This window comes from Pantoea alfalfae (assembly GCF_019880205.1).
GTDB lineage: Bacteria > Pseudomonadota > Gammaproteobacteria > Enterobacterales > Enterobacteriaceae > Pantoea > Pantoea alfalfae.
This window is the reverse complement of record NZ_CP082292.1, coordinates 1,476,545-1,489,024: the sequence shown is the minus strand read 5'-3', so window position 1 is coordinate 1,489,024 and position 12,480 is coordinate 1,476,545. Positions and strand designations below refer to the sequence as shown.

Here is a 12,480-nt window from a genome sequence, read left to right as displayed (position 1 = left end):
GCCTCACTGCTCATGCTTTCCCTGCCTGTTTTTTCACGCACCCCGAAACGCTACGCCGGAGGCTAACGCTGGTAAGCACGCTCGCGGCGTTCTAAGGTAAAGGTTTTCAGCAAAGGGAGAGTGGAATGCGGATTCTGATGGCAGGCGCCGGCGCGACCGGTGGATACTTTGGTGCACGACTGGCTCAGGCAGGTCAGGACGTGACTTTTCTGGTGCGTGAACGCCGTTATCAGCAGCTGCAAAACAACGGGCTGGTGCTGCAGACGCCGCAGGGTACCGAAACGTTACAGCCGCAGCTGACGCAGGTCAGCACCCTGACGGGCCACTATGATCTGATTATTGTGACGGTGAAGAGCTTTGCCCTTGAACAGGTGATGGAGGACATTGCACCTGCGGTCGGCCCGGACACGCTGATTATGCCGATTCTTAACGGAATGCGGCACATCGCGACGCTGCAACAGCGCTTCGGCGAAGATAAGGTGATTGGCGGCCTGTGCAAGATCAACGCTACGCTGGGCGAACAGGGCGAAATCATCCAGATGACACCGCTGCATCAGATCTTTTACGGCGCGCTGGACGGCAATAATGATGAACGGCTGCAACGGGTTGATGCCGCGCTGCGCGACTGTCAGGTTGATACCCTGTTCAGCGATAACATCATGGATGAGCTGTGGGAGAAGTGGCTGCTGCTCAGCACGCTCGGCGCGGTCTGCTGCCTGGCACGCGGCGATACCCGGCAGATCCTCACCTCGCGCGGCGGCGAAGCGCTGCTACAGGGGATCTTTACGGAGATTCTGTCTGTCATTACTGCCGAAGGCTATCAGCCGCGCCCGGCGGTGACGGCCCGCATTTTTGAGCTGTTAAACAATCCCGCGACCCCGATGACCTCCTCAATGTACCGCGATCTCACTCAAGGTTATGATATTGAAGCCGATCAGATCATCGGTGACCTGCTGCTGCGGGCGAAACGAAACGGGCTTGCCACGCCGCTGCTGAACGCGGTGGATGTGAACCTGCAGGTCTATCTGCAGCAGCGTTAACAACCGGCAACGTCCGCGGGTCGGGTACCGCCATTTTCCCCCGCTGGCATGGTGGTGAACAGGTGGCCGGCAGCAGCACAGCATGAAAATTTGTTACACTCGTCGCTTCATCTATTGGAGAGTTCAATGACTTCCCGCTCCGTGACCCTTGATGATGTCGCTCAACTGGCCGGCGTCTCATATCAAACCGTTTCACGTGTTTTAAATCGTTCTGAACAGGTGTCAGCCCGCACGCGGGAAAGGGTTGAGGCGGCGATGCAGCAGCTCAATTATGTGCCTAATCGGGTGGCGCAGCAGCTGGCGGGCAAGGCGACGCGCACGTTAGGTCTCGCGACCAGCGACCTGGCCCTGATGGCACCGGCGCAGATCGCCTCGGCGATTCAGCAGCGTGCTGCGCGGGCGGGTTATCATCTGGTGATTGCGATGGACAGCGGCCACGATGCGGCCGCCACCGTGAATGAACTGCTGGCTCAGCGGGTCGATGGGCTGCTGATTAACCTGCCGCTGGATGCCGATGAAGCGCAGCAGATCCAGCTGCTGTGCGGCGGCAAGCCGGTGCTGTTTCTGGATGTCGAACCGCAGGCGGCGGTGGCGCAGTGTCAGTATCCCAATGAGTCCGGCGCACGTGCCGCCGTTGAACATCTGGTGGCGCTGGGGCATCGTCAGATTGGCCTGTTAAGCGGGCCGCTGCGCTCGGTGTCAGCCCGTCAGCGCGAAAACGCATGGCGTCAGGCGCTGGCCGATCATCAGCTAACGCCGCATTGCGCGCTGCGTGGTGACTGGAGCGCGCAGTCGGGTTATCAGGCGCTGCTGACGCAGTTGCCCGATGACCTGCCGCAGGCGCTGCTGGTCGCCAACGATCAGATGGCGCTGGGTGCAATGCGGGCGCTGCATCAGTATGGCGTCGCTATTCCTGCCGGGATCTCCGTGATTGGTTATGACGATACCGCCGAGAGCGCGTGGTATCAGCCGCCGCTGACCACGGTGCGGCAGGATTTACACTATCTTGGCGCACAGAGCGTTGAGCGGATGCTGGCGCGGCTTCAGGGTGAAGAGGCACCAGCCAACGCGCTGAAAACCACGCTGGTAATTCGTGAGACCACCGCCCCGCCCGCGGATAAGCGGGTCGATGTAGTGGCGCTCTCTCGTCAGCTACAGGAGATTGCCCGCAGGCTGGCGGGTAAATAATTCTGCGCTGAGACAGATAATAAAAAACCCGCACCACCGGAGTGAATGCGGGTTCACAGGGAACACAGAACGCATAAGCGCTCTGTTCTTAGGCTTTCGGGTGTTCGCCCACGCCCATCGCTTTGATTTTTTTCGACAGCTCGCGACGCTCTTTAGACAGGTCGGCGTTTTTGATGATGTACTCATCCACGCGGTCTTCATAATCCACACGCATGCTGGCGATGATTTCCTGAATGGCCTCAACGCTCATGCCGGGTTTGATATATTCGCTCAGGTTGTCGAGCAGCAGTACGCGCTTCTGGTTATCGCGGATTTTCTTCTCATTATCGACAATTTCACGCTGCAGTTTGTTTTTGCGGCGGAACATACGCACGAACTCCAGTACGTCCTGAAATGACTGCTTGGCATTTTCCATGATGGCACCTTTCTTTAAGCCTGCTGACGCAGGGAGAGAGTCAAAACGATCAGCTTAGCGGCTAGCCCGCCAGGTAAGCAATTTTCACAGCTAAATTCAGACTGGCTCTTATCTTAGCGCAAAGAAACCCGGTTTCACATTAAGTCCTTGTCTGAGGTGATTATTTGCGCAGCGCCATCCGCATCAGATCGGTCATCCGCTCCAGCTGTTTCGCCAGTTCCAGCGTCAGCCAGACGTAGCCGTAGATTGGCGTCTCTTCCAGCCCGTCGCTGCCCGCTTCGGCGATCAGTCTGCGCAGTTCGCCACTGATTTCGGTCAGCTCATGGCTGTTGGCAATCACCTCTTCTGTTTCACCCTCAATCGCCATCACCGACAGCGCCCGTAGCGTATTCTCGGTCATCTGCTGCGTGCGGCGGAGTGCAGGCGCGTTAAGCATAATCAGGTGGCTCTCACGCGAGGCCCACCAGGCATTAATCTGCATCTCAATGGTGTAAACCATATTACGGTTTATGGTCTGAATCGCTTCAAGCACCGACTTCGGAATGCGCGTCTCTTTGCTCGACGGCTCCAGCAGCGCCCGCATTTTGATCACGCTGGTCAGCAATTTGCCCAGCGGCTTATTGAGACGCGGCTTTTCAACCAGGTTAGGCGAGAAGCCGGCGTGATAGATTTTTGCCATGCCCGCCAGCGTGTCGGAGAGCTGAATGCGCCAGTGTGTGTAGGCGCGCTGCGCCCAGATAGCGGTAAACAGCAGCGCCATCAGCGATCCCAGAATGACATCACCACCGCGCCACAGTGCCACGGTGAAATCGCCGGTTGGCGCACCCACCACCACGCTCAGCGTAATCCCGATCAGCAGCGCCATGTAGGGATGTTTGCCCAGCGTCAGGTAGCCGCTGATCACCATGATGATGCCGCACCAGGCCAGCATCACCGGCATGGAAATAAGCTCCAGCTTCAGGGCAATCAGCCCGGAAATCGAGCCCGCCACCGTGCCGCAGATGCGCTGCAGGGCGCGTGGAAAGACATTTCCCCAGGTGGAAATCGGCCCCATCACCACCACCAGCGTGATCAGCGGCCAGGTGCCTTCCGGAATACCGGTTGCCCGGACAAAAATAAAGCAGAGCAAAAAGGCGATGGCAATGCGCACGCCGTGGACGTATCGGTAATGGCGATAAAACCAGAACTCCAGTTTCGAGATGGGCTTGTCAGGACGCAAAGTGACTTTCCGGTTACGGGAACATGATGGGGCTATCTTAACCCTGAACGCGGCCTGGACTTAGCGCGGGCCGGATATTTCAAAACAGTTTTGACGTTCGCTTACAATTATCAACATCCGCCTCACATACCTGACCGGAAGTCATGAACAACTTAATACGGCTTTTTAACCTTTATCAGGTATCGGTAACAGGCTCAGGGTATAAATGTGAAAACGGGCAGCCCGCAGGCTACCCGTTTCTGTACTGCCCGGCGACAATCAGAACTTCTGTTTAAGATAGTCCGTCAGGCGAGTAATCACGCCTGCTGGCTCGACCGCACTCAGTGCCACCAGCGGATAGTGAGCAATCTGCTGATCTTTATCCATCACCTGAATCTCGCCGATCACTTCATTGGCTTTCAGCGGTGCTTCCAGATCTTTACGATCGATGACGTATTTCGCCTTCACGTTCTGCACTTCACTGCGCGGCAGCGACAGATAAACATCTTCTGCCGTTCCCACCTCTACCTGATGCGGATTGCCGTACCAGACATTTTCGCTGCCAATCTTCTTACCCGCATGGAACAGCTGAACGGTATCGAAGGTGTTCTGGCCCCAGACCAGCAGTTTACGCGCCTGCTCTTCCCGGCCTTTCGAACTTTTCCCCCCCATGACGACAGCGATCAGGCGATGTTTGCCCACCACATTTGACGCGATGATATTAAAGCCCGCGGTTTCAGTGTGACCGGTTTTCAGCCCATCAACGTGGAGATTATTATCCCATAGCAGACCATTACGGTTGTTCTGGGTAATGCCATTCCAGGTCAGGGTCTTTTCACTGTACATGGCATAAAAATCAGGCTCGCCATCGATGATGGCGCGTGACAGCTTCGCCATATCCAGCGCGCTGGAGTACTGACCTGGCGCATCCAGACCATGAACCGTTTCAAAATGCGTATTCTGCAGGCCGAGCTTCTCAACATAATGATTCATCATACCGACGAAGTTCGCTTCGCTGCCCGCCACGTAATCCGCCAGCGCAACGCAGGCGTCATTGCCGGAGTCGATGATCACGCCGCGGCTTAAATCCCGGACGCTCAGCTTATCACCTGGCTTCAGGAACATCAGGGAGGACCCTTTAAACACCGGATTCCCTGCACCCCAGGCATCTTTTCCAACTGTGACCATGTCGTCCCGGCTGATTTTCTTCTGGTCGATAGCGCGATCGACCACGTAGCCGGTCATCAGTTTGGTCAGGCTGGCGGGATTGCGGCGTTCATCGGGATTGCCCGCGGTCAGCACCTGCCCGGTAGTGGCATCCATCAATACCCAGGAAGCCGCATCAATCGCCGGAGGCGTCACAGGAAAGGGAATCGCATCAGCCTGTGCCAGCGAGGCCCAAAAAACAGTAGCGGTAACGGTGAACAACAGACGCCTTTTCAACACTTCATCCTTAATTGCACGGGAGAGAAAATTTCTAAAAACGAAACGGAAACAGCCGCACGTTGTACGGCAAAAGCGTTGTGAAGGTTTGAATAAATTGAAAAAAAGTATGAACCGGGCGCCAGGCGGGTGCGCGTCTGACGAAGTAACGCGGTTCGCCCGCCAGGGCAGAACAGAGGAAGCGCAGGCGTCATTTCATACGCTGCGCTGAGAGCGGCATACATAGGCTGCGAAAATGCGTAGCGGATTCCAAATGGCGTCCGCTGATACAGGCTCGCACGCCTGCTGCAGTGATTGCAGAGGTCTGACGGTTGAAGAGAAGCATCAGGCCGACTGAACCCTTAACTTCAGACGTACCGGAATATGGTTTACCATATGGGAGAGCGTCAGACGATCCCCTGATCCGCTATAATAGCTCTGTGGCAGAACGCACAGTCAGCGCGCACCAGACGCAACGATTACCCTCCTCTGTGGCGCAAAAATTCAGAGCGGACAGAGAGCGGTCTTTACGCTTTCTGTTCTCTACGCCAGTAAACGCAATGAACGGATATGAAATTTGAATAACGACCGCGTACAGCCCACTTTTCTGTTTCACGATTATGAGACCTTCGGTACCAGCCCCTCTCGTGACCGGCCCGCCCAGTTTGCCGGCCTGCGCACCGACAGTGAGTTTAATCCGGTCGGCGAGCCTGAAGTGTTCTACTGCCGTCCGCCTGATGACTATCTGCCACAGCCCGAAGCGGTAATGATTACCGGCATCACCCCGCAGATAGCGATGAGCCGCGGCGTCATCGAAGCAGAGTTTGCCGAACGCATTCATAAGCTGTTCACCACCGAACAAACCTGCGTGGTGGGCTACAACAACGTACGTTTCGATGATGAAGTGACGCGTAATATCTTCTATCGCAACTTTTATGACCCTTATGGCTGGGCCTGGCAAAACGGCAACTCACGCTGGGACCTGCTCGACGTGATGCGTGCCTGCTATGCGCTGCGGCCTGACGGGATCAACTGGCCGGAAAATGAAGAAGGCTTTCCCAGCTTCCGGCTGGAGCATCTGACCAAAGCCAACGGCGTGGCCCATGAAAATGCGCACGATGCAATGTCCGATGTTTACGCCACGCTGGCGATGGCAAAGCTGGTAAAAGAGAAGCAGCCGAAACTGTTTGAGTTTTTGTTTACCCATCGCAACAAAAACAAGCTGATGAACCTGATCGACATCCCGCAGATGAAACCGCTGGTCCATGTCTCTGGCATGTTCGGCGCCGCGCGCGGCAACACCAGCTGGATCGTGCCGCTGGCCTGGCATCCCGATAACCGGAATGCGCTGATCGTGGTGGATCTGGCAGGCGATATGTCACCGCTGCTGCAACTGGATGCTGACACGCTGCGTGAACGTCTTTACACGCCGAAAAACGACCTCGGCGATCTGCCTGCGGTACCGGTTAAACTGGTGCATATCAACAAGTGTCCGGTGCTGGCACCTGCCAGTACGCTGCGTCCGGAAGATGCGGCCCGTCTTGGTATTGATCGTCAGCACTGTCTGACGAATCTGGCGCTGTTGCGTCAGCAGCCTGACGTGCGGGAAAAACTGGTTACGCTGTTTGCCGAAGCCGAGCCGTTTACACCGTCAGAGGATGTGGACACGCAGCTCTACGATGGATTCTTCAGCGATGCCGATCGCGCCGGGATGAACATTATTCGTCAGACCGCGCCGGCCAATCTGCCTGCGCTTGACCTGAGCTTTGAGAGTGCGCGGGTGGCGAAACTGCTGTTCCGCTATCGGGCGCGTAATTTCCCCGGCACGCTGGATGATGCCGAGCAACAGCGCTGGCTGGAGCATCGCCGTGACGTACTGAACGGTGATCGGGTGCAGGCGTTTATGCAGGAACTGGAAGGACTGGCTAATCTGCATGAAGCTGATGCAGAAAAGGTTGGGCAGCTCAAAGCGCTCTATCTTTATGCGCAGGAGCTGGTTTCCTGAACCCATGAGAAAGCCTGACCCGGCATCCCCTGCCGGGTCAGGCTTTCCTGTCTTGCTCAATCAGAGCACCGTCCACGCCAGCCAGGTCAGCACAAAACCGCTTAATCCCATTATCGTCGTCAGCACTGTCCAGGTGCGTAAACCGTCGGCCACGGAAAGTCCGAGATAACGGGTGACCACCCAGAAGCCCGCATCATTGACATGTGAAAGCCCCAGGCCGCCAAAACAGGCTGCCAGGGTAACCAGTACCCGTTGCATATCCGTCACGCCGGTTACCGCCTGCGTCAGCAGTCCGCTGGTGGTCAGAATGGCTACCGTGGCGGAACCCTGTGACGCCCTCAGCGCCAGTGACAGGATAAACGCAGCAGGCACCAGCGGCAGATGCAGCGTTTCCAGCGTCACCGCCAGCGCTTTGCCGACCCCTGATTCCACCAGGACTTTGCCAAATGCCCCACCCGCACCGGCCACCAGAATCACACTGGCGGAGGTGGGAATTGCCCGGCCGGTCAGATCTTCCAGCTTGTCTTTGCTCCAGCCACGACGGACGCCCAGCAGCCAGGCCGCCAGTCCTAAGGCAATCAGCAGGGCAATCGGCGGCGTGCCAATCACAGTCATGACGTTACGCAGCAGACTGCCTTCAGCCAGCAGGGTGTGGGACAGCGTTCCCAGCACGATCAATACAATCGGGACCACAATCAGACCGCTGATGGTCAGCGCGCCCGGTGGGGCAGGTTCATGCTTCTTTTCCTGCCCCTCTGGCTTCGCCATCTGCAACTGCTCCAGCACCTCGACCGACAGATGATAATGGCGACGGTTCATCACTTTCGCCACGTAGTAGCCAATGATCCCGACCGGCACGGAAATCGCGATACCCAGCATCATCAGCCAGCCCATGTCCGTGTGCAGGATCCCGGCGGCGGCCGCGGCCCCCGGATGGGTTGGCAGCGCCACGTGCACCGTCAGCATGACGCCCGCCATCGGCAGGCCAAACTTCAGCGGTGAGACACGCGCTACCTTAGTGAAGCCATAAATCAGCGGGATGACGATGATAAAGCCCACTTCGAAAAACACCGGAATACCCAGGATAAAAGCCGCCATGGTTAAAGCGGCGACGGTCCGCTTCAGACCCAGCGTTTTACTGAAGCGTTGCGCCAGCGATTCAGCGCCCCCTGAGGCTTCAATAATTGCCCCGAGCATAGCACCCAGCACGATGATGATGGTGATATGACCGAGCAACCCGCCCATTCCGGTGATAATCGTCTCCATGATTTTCTCAGCCGGAATGCCGGTCGCGATAGCCACCAGCAGGCTGACAATCAGCAGGGCGACAAACGGATGAACTTTGGCTTTGATGACCAGCAGCAGCAGGATCACGATGCTGGCGGTCGCTATGGCTAACAGCAGTGCGGTGGACATAGTAAACCTCAGAAATTGTTATATTTTTTGGGTTATCGGCGTACAGGGTCAGCAGGTGCAGGGCCAGATAAAGGGCGAGCCTGACCCAACCGGTGCTGAAACACCGGTTTAAGAGCACGTTAAATCAGGCTTTTAATTTCCAGGGAGCAAACCAGCCCAGGCCCGCGTTGGTGTCACCACGCGGGATATATTCGCAGCCGACCCAGCCGGAATAGCCAACCTCATCCAGTAGTGAGAAGAGCCAGGGATAGTTAACTTCCCCCTCATCCGGCTCATGGCGATCCGGCGCTGACGCAATCTGTACGTGTCGATAACGTCCCGCATAGTGTCGAATCAGATGGCTGAGGTTGCCGTCTACCCGCTGTGCATGAAACAGGTCGAGCTGAGTGAACACGTTCGGCCGGTCGATCTGTTCAACCATCTCCAGCGTCTGATACTGACTGGCGTAGAGATAGTTGGGCTTGGTTACAGGGTTAAGCGCTTCTATCAGCAGGTTGATGCCGTGCGGCGCAAAGCGCTCAGCCGCATAGCGCATGTTGCTGATAAAGGTCTCAACGTAACGCTGACGATCGGCACCGGGCGGCACCGTCGCCGCCATGATGTGAACCTGCGGGCAGTTCAGCGCCAGCGCATAACTCAGGGCGCGGTCGATATCCGCCTTTGCTTCCGCTTCCCGTCCGGGGATGGCGGAAACACCCCACTCACCCGCGGCGACATTGCCCGGCGCGGTATTGAACAGCACCAGTTGCAGCAGGTTTATATCGAGCCACTGTTTTATCTGCGTGGCGGGATAGTCATAAGGAAACAGAAATTCGACCGCCGTGAAACCGGCTTTCGCCGCTGCAGCAAAGCGTTCAGCAAAGGGATATTCTGTAAACTGCGTCGAGAGGTTAGCAGCAAACTTCGGCATTATCGGCTCCTGAGTTCTGCCACTTCGGCATCGCTGAGATAACGGATCGGGCGGTCGCCCAGGGTAAAGATCAGACGAGCAGTCTCTTCCAGCTCTTCGGTGTTGTCTGCCGCTTCCTGTAAGGATTTCCCCACCACCACCGGGCCGTGATTCGCCAGCAGGAAGGCGCGGTAGCGCGGCGCCAGCGCCGCCAGATCTTCGGCCAGACGCCCATCGCCCGGCTTGTAGTAAGGCACAACAGGCACATCACCGACGCGCATTACCACATAGGGGGTAAACGGACGGATGCAGTTGTCCGTATCCAGCCCCTGTAAACAGGAGAGCGCCGTCAGGTAGTGGCTATGCAAATGCACCACTGCGCGGCAGTCGGGGTTATTCAGGTAGAGCGCGCGGTGAAACGCAATCTCTTTGGAGGGTTTATCGCCGGAGAGCCATTCCCCCTCCGGCGTCACTTTCGACAGCCGGTTACCCTGTAATTCCCCGAGGCAGGAGCCGGTAGGGGTCGCCAGCAGATTGCCATCCGCCAGCAACATTGAGAGGTTGCCCGCTGAGCCGGTGGCATAGCCGCGCTGAAAGAACGAGGCACCGAGACGTACCATTTCGCCACGCGCCTGCTGCTCCGCTAAAAGTAAAGATTCAGACATCGGTAAACTCCGTTTGCGCGCGGCGGAAGAAATCTTCGTCGCCAAAATTGCCCGATTTCAGAGCCAGGGAGAGCGGCTGATGAATGTCGCGCACCCAGGGCACGCCGGGCGAGATGGTCGGGCCGATGTGAAAGGCAGTTACGCCCAGGCTCTGCGCCACCACGCCGGAGGTTTCCCCTCCCGCCACAATAAAACGTTGCCAGCCACGCTGTTTCAGCTCACGGGTGACGGCGGCGAACAGCTGCTCAACGGCTTCGCTGCTGCGCTGCGCACCATAGCGCTGCTGAATCACCTGCAGTTGCTGCGCGTCAGCGGTGGCAAAAAGCAGCGGGGCCATCGTCTGATGGCTGTTGGCTTCCACCCAGTCGCACAGCTGCCGGGCATACCCTTCTGCATCTTCCAGACAATGCTCAATCTCTACTTCGCAGGCCGGTGCCAGCTGGCGGTACGCGGCAACCTGACGATTGGTCATCTGCGAACAGGAACCGGAGAGCACTACAGCGCGATCGCCGTGCGGACGGCCTGCCCGCTCCGCCTCTGCATCCGTCCCGGCCGTCGTCCACTGTCGTGCCAGACCGATAGCCAGCCCGGAACCGCCGGTCACCAGCCGCCTGTCACTGAGTGCTTCACCCAGGGTCAACAGATGCCCCTGATGCAGGGTGTCAGTAACGACGTAGCTGATGCCCTGCTCCGCCAGCTGGTCCAGCGCCTGACGTACTGACTCCGCGCCCTGATCGATCTGTGCTGCGGCGATTAGCCCGGCTTTGCCGGTTGCCTGCGAGGTCATCAGACGCATCAGGTTGCTGTCCTGCATCGGTGTAACCGGATGGTGCCGCATGCCGGAATCGGACAGCAGTTGATCGCCGACAAACAGATAGCCCTGATAGACGGTGCGCCCGTTCACCGGCAACGCCGGGCAGATGACCGTCTGCGTCTCACCAAGCGCATTCAGCAGCGCATCGGTCACCGGACCGATATTGCCCTGTGCGGTACTGTCGAAAGTGGAGCAATATTTGAAGTAGAAGCGCTCGCAGCCCTGCTTTTGCAGCCACGCCAGCGCGGCCAGCGACTGCGAAACCGCCTGATCTGCCGGGCAGGAACGGCTTTTCAGGCTGATCACAATCGCCTGCGCCTCTGTCATCTCTTCGCTGGCGGGAATGCCGTTGAACTGAATGGTCGTCAGGCCGTTCTGCACCAGAAAACTGGCGATATCCGTTGCGCCGGTAAAATCGTCCGCTATGACACCAAGACGCATCAGCTGCTCTCCCCTGCCTGCGGCAGCGTGATGCCGCTGAAGATCTTAATCACCGCACTGTCATCTTCCCGGCCATAACCGGCGTTGCTGGCTTCGGTAAACATGTTGAGGGCGGTCGAGGCCAGCGGCAGCGGGAAGTGCAGTGACTTCGCGGTATCGGCCACCAGGTTGAGATCTTTCACAAAGATATCGACGGCTGATTTCGGGCTGTAGTCGCCGTCTACCACATGCTTCATACGGTTCTCGAACATCCACGAGTTACCCGCAGCATTGGTGACCACTTCATACATGGTTTCCAGCGGAATACCGGCTCGCGCCGCCAGCGCCATCGCTTCTGCACCCACCGCGATGTGAACGCCCGCCAGCAGCTGATGGATAATTTTGACGGTTGACCCGAGGCCAATTTCCTTGCCCACGCGATAGACTTTGGCGGCGACCGCATCCAGCACCGGCTGCAGTTGTGCAAAGACTGCATCACTGCCGGATGCCATCACCGTCATTTCACCGCTGGCCGCTTTGGCCGCGCCGCCCGACACCGGGGCATCCAGCATCAGCAACTGATGTTCAGCCAGCCGCTGTTCAATCAGCTGTGCATCCTGCGCTGAGAGTGTGGATGAGACCATCACCACCGTGCCCGGACGCAGTTTTGCGGCCAGGCCCTCTTCACCGAACAGGATGGCGTTAACCTGCTTTGCATTGACCACCAGCAGCAAAACGGCATCGAGCTGGTCTGCAAAGGCAGAGGCGGAAGTCTGCGCATCACGTGCGCCGGCCTGACGTAAGCTCTCCAGGGCTGCAGAATTCAAATCGACCCCCCAGGTGTTGAGTCCGGCGCGCAGACAGGACTTTGCCGCACCCATACCCATGGAACCTAACCCGATAACGCAGATGTTTTCAGCTGGCACGTTACGCCTCCACTGTTAAATTAAGTGATTATTTGTTTGTTACTGTTAATCCTGCCAGCTTCCGGTCGGTAAAAATGTGCCA

Annotated in this window: 11 protein-coding genes; 3 read left to right on the top strand and 8 right to left on the bottom strand. The window is 57.6% G+C overall.

Going from position 1 to position 12,480, the window contains the following annotated elements; all coding sequences use genetic code 11:
- Positions 1-125 precede the first annotated feature (125 nt).
- Together K6R05_RS06910 and K6R05_RS06905 are read left to right on the top strand one after the other, a co-directional pair.
- Entirely contained in the window at positions 126-1,040 is a 915-nt protein-coding gene (locus K6R05_RS06910) for a ketopantoate reductase family protein (protein WP_161734405.1), read from the top strand.
- A gap of 126 nt (positions 1,041-1,166) precedes the next feature.
- The gene (locus K6R05_RS06905; protein WP_222925266.1) at positions 1,167-2,228 is read left to right on the top strand and encodes a LacI family DNA-binding transcriptional regulator; all 1,062 of its coding nucleotides are present in this window, start codon (positions 1,167-1,169) and stop codon (positions 2,226-2,228) included.
- Between the two features lie 88 nt (positions 2,229-2,316).
- On the opposite strand, the gene tmaR is transcribed toward K6R05_RS06905, so the two are convergent.
- The 3 genes from tmaR to dacD form a co-directional block, all read right to left on the bottom strand.
- Positions 2,317-2,643 carry a PTS system regulator TmaR gene (gene tmaR / locus K6R05_RS06900; RefSeq protein WP_004571340.1) on the bottom strand — a complete coding sequence of 109 codons (327 nt, stop codon included), beginning with the start codon at positions 2,641-2,643 and terminating at the stop codon, positions 2,317-2,319.
- Positions 2,644-2,803: 160 nt separating this feature from the next.
- Positions 2,804-3,862 carry an FUSC family protein gene (locus K6R05_RS06895; RefSeq protein WP_161734409.1) on the bottom strand — a complete coding sequence of 353 codons (1,059 nt, stop codon included), beginning with the start codon at positions 3,860-3,862 and terminating at the stop codon, positions 2,804-2,806.
- 258 nt (positions 3,863-4,120) lie between these two features.
- Positions 4,121-5,284 carry a serine-type D-Ala-D-Ala carboxypeptidase DacD gene (dacD, locus tag K6R05_RS06890; protein WP_202604973.1) on the bottom strand — a complete coding sequence of 388 codons (1,164 nt, stop codon included), beginning with the start codon at positions 5,282-5,284 and terminating at the stop codon, positions 4,121-4,123.
- A 556-nt stretch (positions 5,285-5,840) separates the two neighbouring features.
- Here dacD and sbcB point away from each other — a divergent pair.
- Positions 5,841-7,268, top strand: coding sequence for an exodeoxyribonuclease I (gene sbcB, locus K6R05_RS06885; protein ID WP_161734413.1), 1,428 nt, complete (start codon positions 5,841-5,843; stop codon positions 7,266-7,268).
- A gap of 60 nt (positions 7,269-7,328) precedes the next feature.
- Here sbcB and K6R05_RS06880 read toward each other — a convergent pair whose 3' ends face one another.
- The 5 genes from K6R05_RS06880 to ltnD form a co-directional block, all read right to left on the bottom strand.
- Positions 7,329-8,684 (bottom strand): GntP family transporter, encoded by a 1,356-nt coding sequence (locus K6R05_RS06880; RefSeq protein ID WP_033733199.1) that lies wholly within the window; start codon positions 8,682-8,684, stop codon positions 7,329-7,331.
- Between the two features lie 124 nt (positions 8,685-8,808).
- Positions 8,809-9,594: an HPr family phosphocarrier protein gene (locus K6R05_RS06875; RefSeq protein WP_222925265.1), complete on the bottom strand. Its 786-nt coding sequence runs from the start codon at positions 9,592-9,594 to the stop codon at positions 8,809-8,811.
- A complete protein-coding gene (otnC, locus tag K6R05_RS06870; RefSeq protein WP_222925264.1) occupies positions 9,594-10,238 on the bottom strand; it encodes a 3-oxo-tetronate 4-phosphate decarboxylase in 645 nt (214 codons plus the stop codon). The genes K6R05_RS06875 and otnC overlap by 1 nt, the downstream gene beginning before the upstream one ends.
- Complete coding sequence (otnK, locus tag K6R05_RS06865) at positions 10,231-11,493, bottom strand: 3-oxo-tetronate kinase (protein ID WP_222925263.1); 1,263 nt, start codon at positions 11,491-11,493, stop codon at positions 10,231-10,233. Before otnK ends, otnC begins: the two co-directional genes overlap by 8 nt.
- Positions 11,493-12,398, bottom strand: coding sequence for an L-threonate dehydrogenase (gene ltnD, locus K6R05_RS06860; protein WP_222925262.1), 906 nt, complete (start codon positions 12,396-12,398; stop codon positions 11,493-11,495). Before ltnD ends, otnK begins: the two co-directional genes overlap by 1 nt.
- Positions 12,399-12,480: the final 82 nt, after the last annotated feature.

Coding starts and splice junctions, on each gene's coding strand:
- K6R05_RS06910 (WP_161734405.1), top strand. CDS start 126: ATGCGGATTCTGATGGCAGGCGCCGGCGCGACCGGTGGATACTTTGGT.
- K6R05_RS06905 (WP_222925266.1), top strand. CDS start 1,167: ATGACTTCCCGCTCCGTGACCCTTGATGATGTCGCTCAACTGGCCGGC.
- tmaR (WP_004571340.1), bottom strand. CDS start 2,643: ATGGAAAATGCCAAGCAGTCATTTCAGGACGTACTGGAGTTCGTGCGT.
- K6R05_RS06880 (WP_033733199.1), bottom strand. CDS start 8,684: ATGTCCACCGCACTGCTGTTAGCCATAGCGACCGCCAGCATCGTGATC.
- K6R05_RS06875 (WP_222925265.1), bottom strand. CDS start 9,594: ATGCCGAAGTTTGCTGCTAACCTCTCGACGCAGTTTACAGAATATCCC.
- otnC (WP_222925264.1), bottom strand. CDS start 10,238: ATGTCTGAATCTTTACTTTTAGCGGAGCAGCAGGCGCGTGGCGAAATG.
- otnK (WP_222925263.1), bottom strand. CDS start 11,493: ATGCGTCTTGGTGTCATAGCGGACGATTTTACCGGCGCAACGGATATC.